Source organism: Motilibacter rhizosphaerae (genome assembly GCF_004216915.1).
Taxonomy (GTDB): Bacteria; Actinomycetota; Actinomycetes; order Motilibacterales; family Motilibacteraceae; genus Motilibacter; species Motilibacter rhizosphaerae.
Map to the genome: position 1 here is coordinate 576445 of NZ_SGXD01000001.1, position 19872 is coordinate 596316.

Below are 19872 nucleotides of genomic sequence, written 5' to 3' on the forward strand. Positions count from 1 at the left end.
CGCTCCCTCCGCCGCGGGCCGGCTGGCCCGTACGGAGGACGATCCTCCTCCCCGCGCCCGGGGCGGACCGCGCGGGGTCAGGCGTGCGCGGCCTCGACGGGGACCGCGCGGCGCTGGCGGCGCAGCTCGCGGGCCGCGAGCCGGACGAAGACGGCGTTGGAGATGAGGTAGCGCCGCCACAGCCGTCCGGGCTCCGAGAGCAGGCGGTGCACCCACTCGAACCCCGTGCCGTGGAGGTACGCCGGAGCCTCGGGCTTGTGGCCCGAGAGGAAGTCGAAGGCGGCCCCCACCCCGACCAGCACGGCGTCGACCGAGCCGGCGAGCCGCGCGATGAGGAGGTCCTGGCGCGGGGTGCCGAGCCCGACCCACACGACGTTGGCGCCGCTTCGGCGCACGGCCTCGGCGTAGGCGGCGACGTCCTCGTCGGTCGGGTCGCGGAAGGGCGGCGCGACGGCACCGACCACCTCGGCGGCCGGGTGGTCGCGCTCGATCGCCGTCCGCAGGTCCGCGAGCACCTCGTCGGTGCCGCCGAGCAGGAAGTGGCGCAGGTGGGGGCGGTCGAGCATCGCCTTCATGAGGCCCGGGCCGCGCACGGGCCCCCGCGAGGGCTCGCGGGTCACGGCACGGGAGTACCAGCTGACCGGAGTGCCGTCGACGAGGTTGAGGGCGTCGTCCGCCAGGCTCGCGCGGTGCGCCTCGTCGGCCTCGGCGGAGACCAGGGTGTACGCGTTGCACATGTGCACGCCCACTCCCTGCCGCACCCGGGCGAGGGAGGCGAGCACCTCCACGGCCTCCTCGGGAGCGATGTCGAGCAGCTCCACGGCCCCGAAGCGCAGCCGGGTGCCGAGGCCCCCGAGCAGGCGCGCGCGACCGGTGCGCCGGTCCGTGGGGAGGTGGGCGGAGGACATCCGGGGCATCCTAGGCCCCTCGGGCGCCGTCGCGTGAGACGCCGCTCCTGCAGCGGTGGTACCAGGCACAGCGGTCCCCGTCCTCCCTCGGCCCGGCGGGCGGCGTCGTGCCGTCCGGGCAGGCGTGTCAGCAGGAGGACGCACTGGGCCCCCCGGCAGGTTCAGTCGCTCCGGGGACTTCTCCTGGAGGGCCCCGGCACGGCGGATCCGCGGCTCCGCGGCGGACCGGGCGGCGGGACGAGCCGTGGCATACTCGACCAGGCTCTGCGCGCGACCGGCCCCGTCGTCGGCCCAGTGGACCCTTTGCCCCCGACACCCAGAGGACCCCCTGCATGACCAAGTCGGCTCTCATCACCGGAGTCACGGGCCAGGACGGCTCCTACCTGGCCGAGCTCCTGCTCGAGAAGGGCTACGAGGTCCACGGCATCATCCGCCGGGCGTCGACGTTCAACACCGACCGGATCGACCACATCTACCAGGACCCGCACGACTCCGACGTGCACATGGTCCTGCACCACGGCGACCTCTCGGACGCCACGATGCTGGTCAACCTCATGCGCGACGTGCAGCCCGACGAGGTCTACCACCTCGGCGCGCAGTCGCACGTGAAGGTCAGCTTCGAGATGCCGGAGTACACCGGGGACGTCACGGGCCTCGGCACGATCCGCCTGCTCGAGGCGATCCGCGCGTCCGGTGTGGCGACCCGCTTCTACCAGGCCTCGAGCTCGGAGATGTTCGGGTCCACGCCGCCCCCGCAGAACGAGGACACCCCGTTCCACCCCCGCTCGCCCTACGGCGCGGCGAAGGTCTACGCGTACTGGGCCACGGTGAACTACCGCGAGGCCTACGGCATGCACGCGACCAACGGCATCCTGTTCAACCACGAGTCGCCCCGCCGCGGCGAGACCTTCGTCACGCGCAAGATCACCCGCGGCGTGGCGCGCATCGCCGCCGGCCTGCAGGACTACCTCTACCTCGGCAACCTCGACGCCGTCCGCGACTGGGGCTACGCCAAGGAGTACGTCGAGGCCCAGTGGCTCATGCTCCAGCAGGAGCAGGGCGACGACTACGTCGTGGCCACCGGCAAGGCGGCCACGGTCCGCGACTTCTGCGAGGCCGCCTTCTCCCGTGCGGACCTCGACTGGGAGAAGCACGTGCGCACCGACCAGCGCTACGAGCGTCCCTCCGAGGTCGACGCGCTCATCGGTGACCCCGCCAAGTGCCGCGAGAGGCTCGGCTGGGAGCCCAAGACCGACTGGCGCGCGCTCGCCGACCTCATGGTCGACGCGGACCGCCAGCTCCTCGAGGACCAGCTCAGCGGCAAGCACGTGCGCAACGGCCGGTGACGGCAGGCGCCGAGGACGTCCCCGCCCTCGCTGACGCCCCGCCCGGCGCGGGGGTCGCGGCGGGCCCGGGAGCGCCCCCGCGCTCCGACCGCTCGTCGCTCGCGGCCAACGCGATGGCCTACTGGTTCGCCTCGGGGACCACGCTGGTGGGCAGCCTGGTGCGCGGCAAGGTCGCCGCGGTGGTCCTCGGTGACCGCGGGCTCGGCGTCACCGGGACGCTGGCCGTGCTCACGGCGTTCGTCGTCACCCTCGCCTCGCTCGGGCTGGGCATCGGCGGGGTCAAGCTCATCTCCGAGGCCCGCGGCCGTGGCGACGACGAGGGGGCCCAGCGGCTCGTCTCGTTCCTCGTGTGGGTCCCGGTCACGGTCGGGACGGCGGCGTTCCTCGTGACCGTCCCCCTGTCGGGGTGGCTCTCCGGCCTCATGCTCGACAAGGGCGGCTACGGCAGCTACGTCGTGGTCACCATGCTCGCCGTGCCGTTCTCCCTGCTGGCCTCGAGCTTCCAGCTCGTCCTCCAGGGCTACGAGCGGGCGGGCCGCCTCGCCGTGACGTCGGTCGCCACCGCGGTCCTCGTGACGCTCGCGTCCGTCCCGCTCACCACGGAGTTCGGCCTCGACGGTGCCATCGCCGCGACACCCCTCGCGGCCGTCGTCACCGCCGCCGTCTTCGTCGCCCGCGACCCGTGGATCGCGCGCACCGCCCTCCGGCTGCACCGCGTCGCAGGAGCCGTGCGCGTCCAGCTGTGGACGCTCGCCGCGGCGAGCGTGGTCGCGTCGCTCATGACCTACGGCGCCGACACCATCGTGCGTGCTCGCGCCTCCCACGTCCTGGGCATCCCGCTCAACGGCCTCTACCAGCCGGTCCAGATGTTCAGCTCGGTCGTCATGCCCCAGCTCGTCGGCGCGCTCTCCCTCGTGCTGCTGCCCAGGTTGTCCTACGAGTTCGGGGCCGAGCGCCGCGAGGAGGTCGCTGCCGTCCTGCGCGGAGGGGCTCGCGCCGCAGCCGTGCTCGCGGTCACGGTGTCCCTCATGACCATGGCCCTCGCCGAGGTCTTCGTCGTCGTGTTCTTCAACACGGAGTTCCTGCCCTCGGCGCACGTGCTGGCCGTCCAGGTCGCCGCCGAGGTCCCGCGCTTCCTCGCGTACGTGCTCGGGGCCGCGGTGGTCCCGGCCGGGCTGATCCGCCAGTGGGTCGGGATCGGGGTCGTCTCGACGCTCGCCCGGGTGGGTGTCGCGGCAGGGCTCATGCCCTCGATGCACCTCTACGCGCTGGCGCTCTCGGTGGTCGTCGAGTGGGCGGTCGCCCTTGCGCTCACGACCGCGGTGCTCTGGCGCGCGATCGGCTGGCGTCCGGGGCGGGACCTGGTCGCGCTCGTGCTCGCGGCGGCCGCCGTGGTCGCCCTCGCGGTGCTGGTCTCGCTGCGCGCGCCGTGGGCGCCCACCCTCCTGCTGGCCGCCACCGCGGTGTGGCTCGCCGCCGTGGGCAGGCGCGAGGTCGCGCTCGTCGCGCACGCCCTGCGCCTGGACCGGTTCCGAGGAGCCTCTGCATGAAGGTCGTCCACGTCGCCCACCGCTACGACTACGGCAAGCCGGAGCGGGGGCTCAGCTTCGAGCACTACAACTTCTACGAGACGCTCGTGGCGATGGGCCACGACACCAGCTACGTCGACATCGGGGCCGGCGGGGGTGGTCCCGGCTCGGCCGACGCCCTGCTCCACGCGTCCGTGGAGCGCGAGCGGCCCGACGTCGTCTTCTGCCTGCTGTTCGGGGACGAGGTGTCCCCCGAGGCCCTCGGCCAGGTGACGACGTCCGGCGTGCCCACGGTCAACTGGTTCGCGGACGACCACTGGCGCTTCGCGGACTTCACCTCCCGCTACGCCCCCCACGTGTCGCTCGCGGCCACGACGGACCGCGAGTCGCTCCCCGAGTACGAGCGCATCGGCGCGCGCGCGGTGCTCACCCAGTGGGCGGCAGCCACGCAGCGCTACCGCCCGACGCCCGGACCCCTGCGCTACGACGTGACGCTCGTCGGCCAGGTCTACGGCGAACGGCCCGGGCTCGTCGCGGCCCTCCGCGCCGACGGCGTCGACGTCCGCACGTGGGGGACGGGCTGGGGCGTGCGGCGCCACCACTGGCTGCTCGGGACCAAGCAGCCGTTCGCCGCACTGGGTGGTGCCCGCCTGCTCTCCCGCGTCCAGGCGAGCACCCGGGCGGACCAGGACGAGATGATCCGCATCTTCGGCACGAGCCGCGTCAACCTCAACCCGACGGAGGCCTCGCACGACGGCGTCCCGCAGATCAAGGGCCGGACGTTCGAGGTGCCCGCCTGCGGCGGCCTGCTGCTGACCGGGCCGGCGCTCCACCTCGAGGACTACTACGTCCCCGGCGAGGAGGTCGTGGTGTTCGACGACGTCGACGACATGAGGGCGAAGGCGCGCTGGCTGCTGGACCACGACGACGAGCGGCGCCGGATCGCCGAGGCGGGCCACGCACGCACGGTGGCGGAGCACACGTACGAGAAGCGGCTGGGCGCGATCTTCGCCGCGCTCGGCGCCTGAGGGCGCTCCCGGTCAGGAGGGGCGCTGCGCCGCGGCGAGCTCCTCGGCCCAGTCGACGTACGCGCCGAGGCCCGCCGACCCGGAGAACCGCTGCTCGGCGTCGGCCCGACCCGCGGAGCCCAGGCGGCGGCGCAGCGCGGGGTCGTCGACCAGCGTGCGCAGGGCCGCCGCGAGCGGAGCCGGGTCGCCCGGCGGGACGAGGATCCCCGTCGCCGGGGCGGCTCCTGCTGCGGCCGAGAGGCTCGCCCCGGGGAGCGCCGCCGGTCGGACCTGCTCGGGGATCCCCCCGACCGCCGAGGCGACCACGGGCAGCCCGGTGGCGAGCCCCTCCAGCACGGCGTTCGGAAAGGTGTCCACGCGAGCGGCGTGGACGTAGACGTCGCTCGCGCGGTACGCGGCCGCCACCTCCTCCCGCTCCGTGCGCCGGCCGAGGAAGACGACGCGGACGCGACCGAGCTGCAGGTCGGCCCCCTCCTCGCCGAGGGCGGCGACCGTGACGGGTCCGCCCTCCTCGCTGCCGAGCAGCCCGAGCGCGCGGTGCAGGGTCCCCCAGTCCTTCCACGGGTTCGCGACGAGCCCGTTGGCGACGGTGAGCAGGACCGGGGCCCCCTGCGGCAGCCCGAAGCGCTCCCGCGCGGCCTCCGCCTCACCGGCCCGGGCAGGACGGAACACCTCGAGGTCCACGCCCCCGTGGATCACGCGGGCGTCGGCGACGGCCGGCCCGAGCATCGAGGCGTCCACCCTGTCGAGCAGCCAGCGGCTGGGGGCACCGATATGGAGGCGGCCGGTGGACCGGGCGTAGATCCGCTGCTTGCGCCGCCAGTTGCCCGCTGTCGCGTCGCGCCGCACGGCGGGGTAGACGGAGAGGTCGGGGCAGCCGCCGCACCCCGTGCGCCAGCGCTCGCAGGCACCGGAGTGCGCGCAGTGCCCGGTCAGCAGCCAGGAGTCGTGCAGGGTGAGGATCGTCGGCGCCGCCTCCGCGATCCCGGGGAGCAGCCGCAGGTCGAAGTACCGCCCGTGCAGGTTGTGCAGGTGCACGACGTCGCTCGTGGCTGCCGCGGTGAGGACGGCGCGCGACGCGGGGTGGGAGAAGTCCTCGTGCCCGGCGAGCCGGCGGGCGGCGCGGACGGGCTCCGCGACCGCGAGCAGGGCGGTGCCGGGCGGTCCGCTGCGCAGCACCGGGGCCTTGGCGGCCGCGCGCACGCCGCGCGCCCAGGCGCTGCGCCCCTGCTCGTCGCCGAGGTGGACGACACCAGGCGATGGGGGGCCGTTGCGGTGGCCGACGAGGAGGGTCGCGTCCCAGCCCGCCGCGAGGTAGGCGGAGTGCTGCTGGAGCGCGACGAGCTCGGCGCCCCCGGCGACGTCGGCGGTGCTGACCTGCGTCACCCGTCGCACCTGCACCATCCCGAGCATATCCGCCCACCGCTAGACTCCCCGGACCCGTGCGGGACGCCGTCCGCCGGCGAGAGGGGAGACCTGCGGGTGACGCACGTGCGCCTGGTCGTGGTGTTCAACCACAAGTTCGAGGCCAACCTGCCGAAGCTCGACGAGATCCTCGGGGAGCGCTTCCCGGACCGGTGCTACGTGATGCCGTTCTACGACGGGGACCGCGACGACGTCATCGGCGTCTACGAGAGCTCGTACGCCTTCCAGGGCTACCTCACCCAGGCGCGCGACCGCATCGCCTCGCCCACGGCGACGCACTACGTGGTCATGGCGGACGACATGGTGCTCAACCCCCGCTTCGACGCGACCAACCTCCCCGACGAGCTCGGGCTCGGCAGTGGCACGGCCTGGATCAAGGGGCTCGCCCCGCTGAGCGACCAGTCGCCGCTCTGGATGCACCTGCGCCGGGCGGTCGAGCCGTTCACGACGGAGACCGGCACCGAGTGGCGCCGGGAGCTCCCGGAGCCCGAGGAGGCGGCCCGGCTGCTGGCCCGGCACGGCATCGTCCCCGGCGCTCACGACCCGCGGAGGCTCGTCGCGGCGGCGCGGGAGGTGCCCGCGCGGCGCCTGCTGCGCGAGAGCAGCGTGCGCTGGTCCGTCCGCTACCTCGCGAGAGGTGCGCGTCCCCTGCCCTACCCGCTCGCCGTCGGCTACAGCGACTTCATGGTGGTGCCGGCAGAGGTCTGGCCGCGCTTCTGCCACCTCGCGGGCGTGCTCGCGGCGATGGGCGTGTTCGTCGAGGCCGGAGCGCCCACTGCCCTGGCGCTCGCCGCCCCCGGCATCGCCACCGAGCAGACCAGCGGGTGGCACGGCCTCGAGGTCTGGGGCGTCGACGGGCCCCAGGAGGTCCAGCGGGCGCACGACGGGCTGTTCAGCAACCTGCTCGCGTCGTTCGCCCCCCGCCAGGTCTACGTCCATCCGGTGAAGCTCTCGATGTGGGAAGGGCCCTTCTCGTGACTCGTTCCGTGGTCATCACGACGATCAACCCGCCGACGACGGCGGTCAGGGGGTTCGCGGCGTCGGGCTGGCGGACGTACGTCGCGGGCGACCTCAAGACCCCCCGCGACTGGGCGTGCGAGGGCGTGGTCTACGTCGGCCCCGACGAGCAGCGCGGCCGCCTCGCAGAGGAGCTGCCCCACAACCACTACAGCCGCAAGCTGTACGGCTACCTCGCCGCGGTCGCTGACGGCGCGACCGTGGTGGCGGACAGCGACGACGACAACATCCCCGGCGAGGGGTGGGACTTCCCGGCCTTCGACGGCGAGTACGACACGGCGCCCCGCGAGGCCGGCTGGGTCAACATCTACCGCTCGTTCACCAGCAAGCACATCTGGCCGCGCGGCCTCCCGCTGGACCGCGTGCTCGCGCCCGACTCGGTGCTGCAGGAGGACGCCCTGGCGCCCGCTCCGGCGCGCGTCGGGGTCTGGCAGGCCCTGGCCGACGGCGACCCGGACGTGGACGCGATCTACCGCCTGACCGACGGCGAGCTGTGCACCTTCGACCAGCGCCCGCCGGTGGTGCTGCCGGAGGGGACGCTGTGCCCGTACAACTCCCAGAACACCGCGACGCGCGAGGAGCTGCTCGCGCTGCTCTACCTGCCCGCGACCGTGACGTTCCGCTTCACCGACATCCTGCGCGGCATCGTCGCGCAGCCGGTCATGTGGGCGGCGGGGTTCTCGCTCGGCTTCACCGCCGCCACCGTGGTCCAGGAGCGCAACCCGCACGACTACGTCAAGGACTTCGAGTCCGAGATCCCCTGCTACCTGCAGGTCCGCGAGAGCGTCGAGGCCGTCTCCGGCGTCGTGCGTGCCGGTGCTGCGGTGGAGGACAACCTGCGGGCGGGCTACGCGGAGCTGCGCCGGCGCGGCATCGTCCAGGACGCCGAGCTCCGGCTCCTCGACGCGTGGCTCGAGGACCTCGCGGAGGCCAGGACGGCGGGCCGGGCCCTGGCGTGACCGCGTCACCGCGGGTCTCGGTCCTCCTGCCCGCGCGCAACGCCGCGCAGTGGCTGGGTGCCGCGGTCGGCAGCATCCTCGCCCAGACGCTCGACGACCTCGAGCTGGTCGTGGTCGACGACGGCTCCACCGACGCCACCCCGGAGGTGCTCAGCGCGGTCGCGGACCGACGGCTGCGGGTGGTGCGCCGCGACGGGGGCGAGGGCGTCGCCGCCGCGCTCGACGCCGGGCTGGAGCACGTGCGCGCACCGCTCGTGGCACGCATGGACGCCGACGACCTCGCCCTCCCCGGGCGGCTGGCGCGGCAGGTCCCGGTCCTGGAGCGGGACGAGGGGCTCGTCGCGCTCGGGGCGCAGTACGACGAGGTCGACGCCGCGGGCACCCCGACGGGCGTGCGCTCGACCCTCCCGTGCGGCTCACCGCTCGTCCACTGGCGGCTGCTGCTGGAGAACCCGCTCGCGCACCCGACGGTCGTCGTGCGCCGTGCCGCCCTGGAGGCGGTGGGCGGCTACCGCCTCGACCGGCCCGGCGCGGAGGACCACGACCTCTGGCTCCGGCTGTCCCCGCTCGGCCGCCTCGACAACCTGCCGGACAGCCTGCTGCGCTACCGCCGCCACCCCGGGAGCGTCACGGTGGGCGCGACCGAGGTGGGCGAGCGCACGACCGCGTCGCTCGTGGCGGACGCGCTGGCGGAGCGGCTCCACCGCGAGCCCCCCGCCGAGGCGGTGGCCGTGCTGCGCGGCGCGCTGGACCCCCGCGCTGCCGCGCCGGGCTCCGTGGTCGAGGCGGTCGGTCTGCTCGACGACCTGCTCGCCGCGTCGGGAGCAGCGGACGCCGCCGTCAGGTCGGACGCCGCACGCCGCCAGGTGCGCCTGCTGCGGGCGTCCGCCCGGGCGGGAGTGCTGCGCCCCGCCCTGGCGCAGCTGCGCGAGCTCCGGCGGGGGGAGCTCCTGCGGGCCGGCCTCGGCGCGCTGGCCCGCTAGCCCCGCCGCTCGTACGCCGCGAGGAGCTGCGGGAGCGGCGCAGCGGGGGCGAGCAGCGTGCGCACGCGCTTGGCCGCCTGCTCACCACGGCGCACGGCCTCCGCCCGGTCGCACAGCGCGGCCAGGGCGGCGGCGGCGGCGTCCGCCGTGTCGGCGTACGCGCCGGTGGGGCCCGCCAGCCAGCGGGTGCCGGGCAGGTCGCTGACGACGGGGGCGACGCCCACCCACATCGCCTCCTCCTGCGCGAAGGGCACGCCCTCGAAGTGGCTGAACAGGCAGAACCCCCAGGCAGCGGCGAGCACGGGCGCCACGCCCGCGACTCCCTGCACGTCGCCGCGCAGCTCGACGGGGGCGCCGGTGCGCTGGACCAGGTCCTCGAGGCGTGCGGCGAGCGGACCGTCGCCCAAGACGACGCCCCTGGCGCTGGGGTGGGTGCGCGCGAGCAGCGCCAGTGCCTCGACGAAGACCTCCGGGCGCTTCTGCTCCGAGAGCCGCCCGACCCAGACGAACAGCGGCTCCGGCGCCAGCGACGCGGCGTCCCGGCGCTCCAGGGCGGTGAGCGCGGGGCTGGCCGTGGGCAGGTGCACCCAGCCCGGGCCGACGCCGGGAGAGACGCTGAGAGCCCCGCGCGAGAGCAGCGGTGCGGCGCCCCGCGCGACCTGCCGCACAGCGGTGGCGGGTCCGGACTGGCCCGGCAGCCGGCCGGCGCCGTGGAACGTCACCCAGGGCCGACGGCCGGCGAGGAGGGCCAGCGCCTGGGAGCGCGTCCCGTGGACGTGCACGTGGCGCGGTGCCTGCTCCCGGAGGACGGCGCGCAGCACACGGGCGGCACGGAGCATGCCCGCGACCTCGAACGCGCTGTCCGGCACGGGGAGCTCGACGGTGGCGGCTCCCCGCACCCCCGAGGCGCCGGCGCCCGGAGCCGCGAGCCCGACCGTCCAGCCCTCGCCCGCGAGCCCCTCGGCGTGCCGTCGGGCAGCGCCGCCCAGGCCGCCCTCCATGGTGTCGGCGACGACGAGCAGGCTGCGCCCCCGGCTGGCCCGCGGAGCGGGCCGGAGCTTGTCGACGTGGTAGACCACCTGCCCGGCTGCACGCCCGGCGCGCGCGAGCAGGGCGGCGGCGGGTCCGCCGCGGCGGTAGCGGCGGCGCACGCGCTCGGCCTCCGCGGCGGACTCGGCCTGGTTGTCGACGGTGAGCGTGCCCTCCTCCCAGCGGTAGCTCGCGAGCAAGGCCGGCACGCGCACCAGCGGACCCTGCCGCTGCAGCCGCAGGAACAGGTCGAGGTCCATCGTGTAGCGCAGGTCCTCGTCGAGCGGGCCGGCGGCGCGCAGGGCCGTGCCGCGGAAGACGCAGCCGGGCTGGGAGACGAGGTTGGGCCCCCAGCGGAGCAGCCAGCGCCCCTCCGCCCGCCCCGGCCGCAGGACCCGCGTCGTGCGGCCGTCACCGTCGACGAACCGCACCCCGCCGTACGCCATCGAGGCCCGGGGGTCCCCCTCGAGCGCGGCGGTCGCCGCCCGCAGGGACCCGGGCTCGAGGGCGTCGTCGTCGCCGAGCCACGCCACCCAGGTCGCGTCCCCGGCGGCCGCGAACCCGGTGTTGATCGCGGCGCTCAGCCCCTTCCCGCGCTCCTGCAGGAGCTCGGCGCCCGGGGGCAGCAGCGGGCGCACGCGCTCGTGGGCGCGCTCGGGTGCCACGACGAGGATGCGCGGGTGGGGGAACTGCGTCGTGAGGGAGGCGAGGCAGCGCTGCAGCAGCTCCGGGCGGTCGCCGAGCGTCGGCACGACGACCACGACGTCGCTGGCAGGGGGGATCACGCGACGAGGATAGGGGGCTCCGCGCCAGGCCGCGGGTGCGCACGGGGCAGTACCGTGCGTGAGTGCCCGACCTCGTGCAGAGCGCCGCCCCCGCCGGTGAGCAGCCCGTCACCGCCCCCTCCGCCCCCAACCGGCTCGGCTACCGGCCGGGCCTCGACGGCGTGCGCGGCCTGGCGATCCTGCTGGTGATGGTGCACCACGCGGGCATCACGGCCCTGCTCGGCGGCCACGTGGGCGTGACCGTGTTCTTCACGCTGTCGGGGTTCCTCATCACCACCCTGCTGCTCGAGGAGCGCCAGCTCACCGGGCGCATCGACCTGGCGGCGTTCTACCTGCGCCGGGCCGCCCGGCTCCTGCCGGCGCTCGTGGTCGTGCTCGCCGTGGCCACGGTGTCGACGCTGGTCGTCCTCGGGCGCGACGGCTGGTCCGCCATCGGGTGGGGCGCCGGCTCCGCGCTGCTCTACTGCTCGAACATCATCGGGATCCTCGAGCCCGACGTGGCGCACGTGCAGATCTTCGGCTGGGCCTGGTCGCTGTCCATGGAGGAGCAGTTCTACGTCGTCTGGCCCTCGCTCATCGTCGCGGCCTTCCTGCTGCGGCGCCGGCCCCTGGTCGTGCTCAGCGCGGTCGCCGCCGTCCTCACGGTGCTCTCGGTCGCCGAGAAGCTCAGCATGGGGACGCCGCAGGGCTGGAACGGCCACCTCTACCTCGGCCCGGACACCCGCGGGGACGCCCTGCTCGTCGGCTGCCTGCTGGGGCTCGCCCTCCACGCCCGGGCGGGACGCAGGGCCGGGAGCGGCACGGGACGGCTGCGTCCGCTCGTCGCCGGGGTGGCCGGGGTCGTCGGGCTGGTGCTGCTCGCGGGGGTGGTGCACGAGGGGCTGGTCGGCGACGCCCGGACCTACCACTACGGCCTCCCCGCCACCGCGCTGGCGACCGTCGGGCTGGTCCTCGCCGTGCTCGACGCGCCGAGGTCCCCGGTGGCCCGCCTGCTCGCGCTGCGGCCGCTGGTGCGTGCCGGGCAGGTGTCCTACGGGCTGTACCTCTGGAACTTCCCGCTGCTGTGGTTCTGGGAGCACCACCGCGGTGCCCCCATCACCCACCGCGAGGCCGTCGTGTGGTTCGTCGCGACGTACGTCGTGGCGGAGCTGAGCTACCGCCTGGTCGAGCAGCCGGTGATCGAGCGCAACCGCGCCCACCTGCGGGCGAGGCGCGAGCGCCGCGCCGGGCGCCAGCCGCTGGCCCCCGCGGCGCAGCCCGCCTGACGGCGGTCGCTCAGGCGGCTCGCCCGGCGTCGCCGGCCTCGTCGGAGGGCGGGACCAGCACGCGGCCCGCGGCGAAGGCGAACGGGATCGCCGCGAAGGGCGACTCCAGGATGACCCCCACCATGCTCGCGACGAACAGCGCGCCGAGCACGAGCGCGCAGAGCACGCCGAGGTGCGTCGCCTCCTTGCGCCGCAGCGCGCGCACCGCCGCGACGACGAGGGAGACGAGGAGCCACGCGAGGAGCGCGACGCCGACGAGGCCCGTCCTGGCGTAGGTGTTGAGCGCGTAGTTGTGCGGCTGGCGCACCTCCTTGCGACCGACGTACTGGAAGTGCACCGCGGCGCCGGAGTCCTGCAGGAAGTCGGGTCCCATGCCGACGCCGACCGCGACGCGGGACGGGCGGTGGTCGACGTAGTGCAGGACCTCTCCCCAGGCGGCCTCGCGAGCGGCGGTGGTGCCCGAGACCGAGTTCTTCGCCCAGCCGGCGCCCCCGGCGAGGCGGTCGTAGACGGGGGTGCGCGGGGCGACGACGACCAGGGCCACCAGGAGCAGGACGGCGGCGGCGGCGCTGACCCGGGGGTGGTGCCGGACCGCGAGCGCGAGCGTGGACCAGCAGGCCACGAGCACACCGCACAGGGTCGTGACGAGCGCGATGAGGGCGGCGCGGTTGGCGGTGCTCGCCACGACGTACATGCTCGCGACGCTGAGGGCGAGCAGCGCGAGCCGCGCGGGGAGGCGCCGCGAGCCCACGGCCAGGGCGAGCGAGGCGGACGCGAGCACGGCGGTGACCGAGCCGTCGAAGTCGGCGCGGGTCTCCAGCACGCGGACGGTCCCGTCGAGCAGGGGCAGGCCCGCGACCCTGGCGGGGAAGCGCATCGACCAGACGAACCAGCCGGCGTGCACGACGAGGGCGGCGTACAGCACGGCGGTCGTGCGCAGCCGTGCGCGCTCGCCGACGCGGACGAGCCCGAAGCAGGCGACGAGCAGGTAGAGGTACGGCGCGACGTCGCGCAGCGCGTCGGACTCGAGGTGCAGCGGCGTCACGAGCCGGACCGCGGCCCAGCCGGCGAGGGCCAGCACGGGCGCCAGGGCCACGAGGTCGCGCCGGGTGGCGGAGAACGAGGCCCGGTGCCGCAGCAGGGCCCACACGACCGTGAGGGCGAGCAGGACGTCCCCGGCGTAGACCTGGTGCGCGGGCCAGCCCACGTAGCTGCCCCAGCGACCCGTGGCCAGGAGGTACGCGGCGGCGACGGTCCCCGGCACCAGCAGCGGCCCGGGGTCCTCCCGGCGGTGCCGGCTCGTCCGCTGCTCCACCTGCTGCAGGTCCTTGACCGCCGTCACTCGTCCCCGTTCCTCCGTGTCACCGGCCGCGGCCGGACGCTCCCCCCGGCCCCAACGCGCGGTGCGCGTCCCGCGTCCCCGGAGGTGGCACTGCGTGCCACGTCCCCGGGAGGTGGCACGGCGTGCCAGGGTACCGCGGCGTCCCTCCCGGCCCGGGCCGCTCGCGCTCACCAGCGCCCCGCCAGGACCTCCTCGTAGACGGCCAGCAGGCGCCGGACGCTGACCTCGCTGCTGTGCTGCCGCTCGTAGGCCGCGCGCGCCGCCGCCCCCTGCTGGGCCAGGTCGGCGACGGACGCCTCCGCGAGCGCAGCCGCCCAGGCCCCGGCGTCCGGAGCGACGACCGTCCCGCCTCCGGGTGGCACGAGCGCGGGCAGGCCCCCGACCGCGCTGACCAGCAGCGGGCGACCGTGGGCGAGCGTCTCGAGCACGACGAGCGGCTGGGCCTCGGGCCACACCGAGGGCACCACGACGTACGCTGCCGCGCGCATGCGCTCGGCGACGGCGGGGCGGTCGAGCTGCCCGGTGAGCTCGACGTCGCGGCGCTGCGCCACCCGCTGGCGCAGGACGGGGAGCTCGGGGCCGTCCCCCACGACGGTGAGCGTGCCGAGCGCGCCGTCGGGGTGCCGGAGCCACGCGTCGGCGAGCAGCAGCACCCCCTTCTCCTCCGACACCCGCCCCACGAAGAGGAAGCCGCGGCCGGGCGGCGTCGCTGGGCCCGGGTCCGGCACGCCGTTGGGCTTGAGCACGATGCGCTCCTCGGGGACCCCGGCGCCGAGCAGGCTCTCCCGGATCTCGGGCGTGAGCGCGAGGTGGCGGGCGATCGGCTGCCGGGCGTACGGGTAGCGGGTCAGCGCCGTCGCCATGACGAGGCTCTGCGCGGCCGAGCCGCGGTAGCACCGGTGCGCCACGCCCGGCCACGGCAGGCGGGCGGCGGCGCAGTCACGGCAGTCGTGCCCGTCCCGCCTGTACGTGCCCTTCATGCAGGTGTGCCGGTGGTTGTGCACCGTGTGCACCACGGGGATCCCGGCCTCGTGCAGACCGCGCACCACGCCCAACGAGAGCATGGGGTACGGGTTGTGCAGGTGCGCGACCTCGCACCCGCGCTCGCGCGCGAGCGCGACGACCTCGCGGACGGTCCCCGGGGCAGCCACCGGCGCGACCGCCGTCCGCAGCTTGTCCTGCACCCCCATCGCGGCGATGTCGTCGCTGCGCCGCAGCACGAGGGTGACCTCCGCGCCCGCTGCGCGCAGCCCGGCGACCTCCTGCTCGACGACGGCGTTCTCGCCCGAGGGCAGCTCCGAGCGGTAGGCGTTGTGCAGGACGAGGACCCGGCGGGTCACGCGGCGGTCCCGCCGTCCGCGGGCGCACGCCCCTCGCCCGGCGCCGGCCGCTCCCCGCCGAGCGGTGCGTGCCGCACGAGCACGACCGCCGCCAGGACGACGGGCAGCTCCACGCTCGCCTGCTCGGTCCAGTCGAGCAGCGACGAGGCGGCGAGCGGGCCGAGCACGAGGGCGGCCACCCCGAGCAGGACGAGCACGCGACCGGACGCCCGCGCGACCACCGCCACCAGCGCAGCCGCGGCGCTCGCGACCGCCGCCACCCACAGCAGGGCGCCGAGCGTCCCGAGGTCGCCCCAGACGCCGAGGACGCTGCTCTGCGCGTCCTCGAACTGCAGGGCCCCCTCGCTCCTGAGCAGCTCGAGGGCGACGGGCCCCGGTGGCGTCACGGAGGCGCCGTTCGCCGGACCCTGTGCCAGCACCTCCGCGGCGTGGCTCACGGAGTTGCCCGGCCCGAGGCCGAGGAGCAGCGTGCGCGCGGAGCCCGGGACGGCCGAGCCGACGACGCGCAGGGCGTCCTTGATCGTGGCGGGGGCTCCGCCGACCGCGTGGTCGGGCCCGTCCTGCGCGAAGACCTCGATCTCGTGGGTGTGGCCCTCGAAGACCTGCCAGGTGCCCTGGGCGGAAGGCGTGAACCAGAGCCCCCCGACGACGACCGCGGCCGCGGCTGTGCCGAGCGCGGCTCCGACGGCGCCCTGCAGCCCCGGCCGGGGCAGTCCGCCACGCGCGCGCAGGGCGAGCACGGCGCCCACGACCGCGACCACGACGAGGACGGGGACCCAGAGGGTGAGGGCCGCCTTCGCCTCGGCGTAGACGCCGAGGACGGCGACGGACAGCGGCCAGGCCGCGCGGCGCCAGCCCCGCTCGAGCACGGCGAGCACGATCGCGCCGGGGAGGGCGAAGGCCGGCCAGAGGTTGTGGGAGGTGGTGCCGTTGACGAGGTCGGCAGCGTACGGCGCGCGCTGGGCGACGTGGTGCTCGACGTACTGCACCATGCCCGCGGCGAGCTGGGCGAGCACGGCGACCTGCAGGACGACGACGTCGACGCGCGAGCGGCGGGCGCGCACCGCGACGGCGCCGAGGTAGAGCGCCAGCGGCAGCAGGAGGACGCAGGCGAAGCCCAGGCCGAGCGCCGGGACGCCGTGCGGCGAGGCCAGGACCCAGGACAGGAGGGTGACGGCCCCGAGCGCGACCAGCAGCGCGGTGGCGACGACGACGGGCCGGCTCGCGAGCGCGCGCCGGCGCAGCACGGCCACGACGACGGCGAGCGCCGCGAACGGCACGAGGATGCCGTCGAGGTTGCGCGTCACCGAGGGCAGGCCGGTCGCAGCGACGAGCGGCCGGACCGCGAGGGAGAGCACGACGAGGGCCAGGACGGCGCGGAGGGCGAGCTCGGCAGCCGGCTCCTCGGACACGGGACCGGCCGCCGGGCGGGCGCGGGGAGGCGGTGCCACCCGGGTCGCGGGCTCGAGCATCTGTCCTCCGCTGTCGCGTCGCGCTGGTCCGGCGTCCGCGCGGTCCTGCCCGCACGCGGGCCGTCCGGGTCGAGCCGCCAGCCTATCGGCCGCCTGTGGACGGCGGACCCGGGACGACCCGGCGGTGGCCCGTACCCTGGGAGCGGCGCGGGCGGGCCGCAGCCGGGCACGCAGGATTGGGGACGCACGTGGGCGAGGGTCTCGACAGGTCGGCACGCACCTACGTCGCCGGCCACCGCGGCCTCGTCGGCGGCGCGGTCTTCCGCCACCTGCAGTCCGACGGCTTCACCGACGTCGTGGGCCGCACGAGCAAGGAGCTCGATCTGCGCGACCGCGCGGCCGTCGACGCGTTCTTCGACGAGCAGCGCCCGGCCTACGTCGTGCTGGCGGCCGCGAAGGTCGGCGGGATCCTGGCCAACGACACGTACCCCGCGGACTTCCTCAGCGACAACGTGCGGATCCAGGTCAACGTCCTCGACGCCGCCGCGCGCACGGGCGTGCAGAAGGTGCTGTTCCTCGGCTCCAGCTGCATCTACCCGAAGTTCGCGCCGCAGCCGATCCGCGAGGACTCGCTCCTCACCGGTGTGCTCGAGCCGACCAACGACGCGTACGCCATCGCCAAGATCGCCGGCGTGCTGCAGGTGCAGGCGCTGCGCCGCCAGCACGGCCTGCCCTACGTCTCCGCGATGCCGACCAACCTCTACGGCCCCGGCGACAACTTCGACCTCAAGGGCTCGCACGTCCTGCCCGCGCTGATCCGCAAGGTGCACGAGGCAAAGCTGCGCGGCGACCGCGAGTACGTCGTGTGGGGCACGGGCACGCCGCGCCGTGAGTTCCTCCACGTCGAGGACCTCGCCCGGGCGACGGTCGCGCTGCTCGAGCGCTACGACGACCCCGCGCCGATCAACGTCGGCGTCGGCGAGGACGTGACGATCCGCGAGCTCGCGGAGACGGTGGCCGACGTCGTCGGCTTCGACGGCGAGATCGTCTTCGACACCAGCAAGCCGGACGGCACCCCGCGCAAGCTGCTCGACGTCTCGCGCATCCACGCCCTGGGCTGGAAGGCCGAGATCGCGCTGCGCGACGGCATCGCCAGCACCTACCAGTGGTTCCTCGAGCACCACGCAGACGCGCGCGGGCTGTGACGCCCGTCTAGGGCGCTGCCTAGACGCCCAGATACGCTGCTCGACATGGACCCCGTCCGCAACCCCTACGCGCCGGGAGCCGGGCAGCGCCCGCCGGAGCTGGCCGGGCGCGACCGCGAGCTCGACGCGTTCGAGGTCGTGCTCGAGCGGGTCGCGAAGGGCCGGCCGGAGCGCAGCCTCGTCCTCACCGGGCTGCGCGGGGTCGGGAAGACGGTCCTGCTCAACGCCCTGCGCAGCGCCGCGGTCACCCGACTGTGGGGCACCGGCAAGGTCGAGGCGCGGCCGGGGCAGTCGTTCCGCGGGCCGCTGTCGAGCGCACTGCACCTGGCGGTCCGTGAGATCGCGCCGCGCCACCGGGACCCCGAGCGGGTCGACCAGTTCCTCGCCACGCTCAAGGCGTTCGCGCTGAAGTCCGGCACGGGGCGCTGGCACCCGGGCATCGACGTGCTCGCGGCGAAGGGGCGCGCCGACACCGGCGACCTGGAGATCGACCTCGTCGAGCTGCTGAGCGACGCGGCGGCCCTCGCGCAGGACGTCGGGACGGGCATCGCGCTCTTCCTCGACGAGATGCAGGACCTGCCCCCGGGCGACATCGACGCGCTGTGCGCCGCCTGCCACGAGCTCAGCCAGCAGGCCGCCCCGCTCGTCGTCGTGGGCGCCGGCCTCCCGCACCTCCCAGCGACCCTGTCGGCGAGCAAGTCCTACTCGGAGCGGCTCTTCCGCTACGCCCGCATCGACCGCCTCGAGCGGGCGGCGGCCGACCTCGCCCTCGTCGTGCCCGCGGACGAGGAGGGGGCCGAGTTCACGCCCGAGGCGCTCGAGCTGCTCTACGCCGCGACCGACGGCTACCCGTACTTCGTCCAGGCCTACGGCAAGGCGGTCTGGGACACCGCCCCGCGCAGCCCGGTGACGGCCGAGGACGTGCGCATCGCCGTCCCCGTGGCGCAGGACGAGCTGGCCGTCGGCTTCTTCGGCAGCCGCTACGAGCGGGCGACGCCCGCCGAGCGCGAGTACATGCGGGCCATGGCCGAGCTCGACGACGCCGACCGCCCGGTCTCCACCAGCGCGGTCGCCCAGCACCTCGAGCGCAAGCCGGCGAGCCTGTCGCCCGCGCGCGACGCGCTCATCAAGAAGGGCCTGGTCTACTCCGCGGAGCGCGGCACGATCGCCTTCACCGTCCCGCACTTCGGCCAGTACCTCCGCCGCCAGCCGGCCCCGGCATGAGCAGCTCCAGCGCACCCGTCCTCAGCGTCGTCGTCCCCGTCTACGACGAGCGCGAGGTGCTGCCGCTGTTCGCCGCGCGCACGCGGCCGGTGCTCGACGGGCTCGGCGTGCCGTACGAGGTGGTGGCGGTCGACGACGGCAGCACCGACGGCACCCCGGAGGTGCTGGCCGGTCTCGCCGCCGGCTGGCCGCAGCTGCGCGTGCTGCGGCTGCGGCGCAACGCCGGGCACCAGGCGGCGATCACGGCCGGGCTCGACGCGGCGGCCGGCGCGTACGTCGTCACGCTGGACGCCGACCTGCAGGACCCGCCCGAGCTCGTGCCCGAGCTGCTCGCCACGGCGCAGCGCGCGGGCGTGGACGTCGTCTACGCCGCCCGCGACGAGCGCGGCACGGACACGTGGTTCAAGCGGACGACGGCCCGCGCGTACTACCGGCTGATGCGGCGCATCGCCGGCGTCGACCTGCCTCCGCACGCCGGCGACTACCGGCTGATGAGCCGCGCGGTGGTCGGCGACCTGCGCGCGCTGCCCGAGCGGCACAAGGTCTACCGGCTGCTCGTGCCCTGGCTCGGCTACCCGAGCGCGACCGTGCACTACGCGCGCGAGGCCCGCGCCGCGGGACGCACCCACTACCCGCTCGCGAAGATGGTGCGGCTCGGGCTCGACAGCGTGACCGCCTTCTCCGGCTCGCCGCTGCGCATCGCCACGTGGGCCGGTGGCGGCGGCAGCGTCGTGGCCTTCCTGCTCGCCGTCTGGGCCGTCGTCGCGCGGCTCGCGGGGCACGTCGTCCCCGGCTGGACGAGCGTGCTCGTGGCCGTGCTGTTCCTCGGAGCGGTGCAGCTGCTCTGCGTCGGCCTGCTGGGGGAGTACCTCGGGCGGCTGTTCTCCCAGTCGCAGGGGCGGCCGGTCTACTACCTGCAGGACGAGGCGCCCGGGAGGGCCGCTGCGCGAGCGGCGGAGCCGGTCGGCGGAGGCCAGCCCGCGAGCGAGTGACGGCCCTTTGACAGAACGTCACGAAGCAGGGCACGCTCGGAGCGTCTCGCCGTTTCCCTGCAGCTCGTCGGGGAATCCCCAGT

At 75.5% G+C, this 19872-nt stretch carries 16 protein-coding genes; 10 read left to right on the forward strand and 6 right to left on the reverse strand.

Annotation, left to right across the window (positions count from 1 at the left end; all coding sequences use genetic code 11):
• Positions 1-77: 77 nt before the first annotated feature.
• Positions 78-908 (reverse strand): WecB/TagA/CpsF family glycosyltransferase, encoded by an 831-nt coding sequence (locus tag EV189_RS02590; RefSeq protein WP_165400091.1) that lies wholly within the window; start codon positions 906-908, stop codon positions 78-80.
• A 332-nt stretch (positions 909-1240) separates the two neighbouring features.
• Between EV189_RS02590 and gmd the strand changes: the two genes are divergently transcribed.
• Genes gmd through EV189_RS02605 form a run of 3 tightly spaced genes read left to right on the forward strand, consistent with a single transcriptional unit; the run spans position 1241 to position 4811 of the window.
• Positions 1241-2254, forward strand: a complete 1014-nt coding sequence (gmd, locus tag EV189_RS02595) for a GDP-mannose 4,6-dehydratase (RefSeq protein ID WP_130491368.1) — start codon at positions 1241-1243, stop codon at positions 2252-2254.
• A complete protein-coding gene (locus EV189_RS02600; RefSeq protein WP_130491369.1) occupies positions 2251-3804 on the forward strand; it encodes an MATE family efflux transporter in 1554 nt (517 codons plus the stop codon). Before gmd ends, EV189_RS02600 begins: the two co-directional genes overlap by 4 nt.
• The gene (locus tag EV189_RS02605) at positions 3801-4811 is read left to right on the forward strand and encodes a CgeB family protein (RefSeq protein WP_130491370.1); all 1011 of its coding nucleotides are present in this window, start codon (positions 3801-3803) and stop codon (positions 4809-4811) included. Before EV189_RS02600 ends, EV189_RS02605 begins: the two co-directional genes overlap by 4 nt.
• Positions 4812-4823: 12 nt before the next feature.
• Here the strand turns inward: EV189_RS02605 and EV189_RS02610 are convergent, their stop codons facing one another.
• Entirely contained in the window at positions 4824-6197 is a 1374-nt protein-coding gene (locus tag EV189_RS02610) for a glycosyltransferase (protein WP_165400092.1), read from the reverse strand.
• Between the two features lie 96 nt (positions 6198-6293).
• Here EV189_RS02610 and EV189_RS02615 point away from each other — a divergent pair, with 96 nt between their 5' ends.
• Genes EV189_RS02615 through EV189_RS19990 form a run of 3 tightly spaced genes read left to right on the forward strand, consistent with a single transcriptional unit; the run spans position 6294 to position 9195 of the window.
• Positions 6294-7214, forward strand: a complete 921-nt coding sequence (locus EV189_RS02615) for a hypothetical protein (RefSeq protein ID WP_130491372.1) — start codon at positions 6294-6296, stop codon at positions 7212-7214.
• Positions 7211-8212: an STELLO glycosyltransferase family protein gene (locus EV189_RS02620; RefSeq protein WP_130491373.1), complete on the forward strand. Its 1002-nt coding sequence runs from the start codon at positions 7211-7213 to the stop codon at positions 8210-8212. Before EV189_RS02615 ends, EV189_RS02620 begins: the two co-directional genes overlap by 4 nt.
• A complete protein-coding gene (locus EV189_RS19990) occupies positions 8209-9195 on the forward strand; it encodes a glycosyltransferase (protein ID WP_165400093.1) in 987 nt (328 codons plus the stop codon). Before EV189_RS02620 ends, EV189_RS19990 begins: the two co-directional genes overlap by 4 nt.
• Here EV189_RS19990 and EV189_RS02635 read toward each other — a convergent pair.
• Entirely contained in the window at positions 9192-11009 is a 1818-nt protein-coding gene (locus tag EV189_RS02635; protein WP_130491374.1) for a glycosyltransferase, read from the reverse strand. The two genes, EV189_RS19990 and EV189_RS02635, sit on opposite strands and share 4 nt — an antisense overlap.
• Positions 11010-11071: 62 nt before the next feature.
• Between EV189_RS02635 and EV189_RS02640 the strand changes: the two genes are divergently transcribed.
• Positions 11072-12274, forward strand: coding sequence for an acyltransferase family protein (locus EV189_RS02640; RefSeq protein WP_130491375.1), 1203 nt, complete (start codon positions 11072-11074; stop codon positions 12272-12274).
• Positions 12275-12284: 10 nt separating this feature from the next.
• Here EV189_RS02640 and EV189_RS02645 read toward each other — a convergent pair whose 3' ends face one another.
• The 3 genes from EV189_RS02645 to EV189_RS02655 form a co-directional block, all read right to left on the reverse strand.
• Positions 12285-13616: an O-antigen ligase family protein gene (locus EV189_RS02645; RefSeq protein WP_130491376.1), complete on the reverse strand. Its 1332-nt coding sequence runs from the start codon at positions 13614-13616 to the stop codon at positions 12285-12287.
• 167 nt (positions 13617-13783) lie between these two features.
• Positions 13784-14956, reverse strand: coding sequence for a glycosyltransferase family 4 protein (locus EV189_RS02650; protein WP_130491377.1), 1173 nt, complete (start codon positions 14954-14956; stop codon positions 13784-13786).
• A complete protein-coding gene (locus EV189_RS02655; protein ID WP_130491378.1) occupies positions 14953-16428 on the reverse strand; it encodes a hypothetical protein in 1476 nt (491 codons plus the stop codon). The genes EV189_RS02650 and EV189_RS02655 overlap by 4 nt, the downstream gene beginning before the upstream one ends.
• A 188-nt stretch (positions 16429-16616) precedes the next feature.
• Here EV189_RS02655 and EV189_RS02660 point away from each other — a divergent pair, with 188 nt between their 5' ends.
• The 3 genes from EV189_RS02660 to EV189_RS02670 are packed head-to-tail and all read left to right on the forward strand — an operon-like array spanning position 16617 to position 19789.
• On the forward strand, positions 16617-17573 hold the full coding sequence (locus EV189_RS02660; protein WP_130491379.1) for a GDP-L-fucose synthase family protein: 957 nt from the start codon (positions 16617-16619) through the stop codon (positions 17571-17573).
• 45 nt (positions 17574-17618) lie between these two features.
• A complete protein-coding gene (locus tag EV189_RS02665) occupies positions 17619-18797 on the forward strand; it encodes an ATP-binding protein (RefSeq protein WP_130491380.1) in 1179 nt (392 codons plus the stop codon).
• On the forward strand, positions 18794-19789 hold the full coding sequence (locus tag EV189_RS02670) for a glycosyltransferase family 2 protein (RefSeq protein WP_130491381.1): 996 nt from the start codon (positions 18794-18796) through the stop codon (positions 19787-19789). Before EV189_RS02665 ends, EV189_RS02670 begins: the two co-directional genes overlap by 4 nt.
• Positions 19790-19872 lie beyond the last annotated feature (83 nt).

Bases quoted from the DNA above. Each gene is read 5' to 3' on its own strand.
- EV189_RS02590 (WP_165400091.1), bottom strand. From the start codon at position 908: ATGTCCTCCGCCCACCTCCCCACGGACCGGCGCACCGGTCGCGCGCGC.
- gmd (WP_130491368.1), top strand. From the start codon at position 1,241: ATGACCAAGTCGGCTCTCATCACCGGAGTCACGGGCCAGGACGGCTCC.
- EV189_RS02605 (WP_130491370.1), top strand. From the start codon at position 3,801: ATGAAGGTCGTCCACGTCGCCCACCGCTACGACTACGGCAAGCCGGAG.
- EV189_RS02655 (WP_130491378.1), bottom strand. From the start codon at position 16,428: ATGCTCGAGCCCGCGACCCGGGTGGCACCGCCTCCCCGCGCCCGCCCG.
- EV189_RS02665 (WP_130491380.1), top strand. From the start codon at position 17,619: ATGGACCCCGTCCGCAACCCCTACGCGCCGGGAGCCGGGCAGCGCCCG.
- EV189_RS02670 (WP_130491381.1), top strand. From the start codon at position 18,794: ATGAGCAGCTCCAGCGCACCCGTCCTCAGCGTCGTCGTCCCCGTCTAC.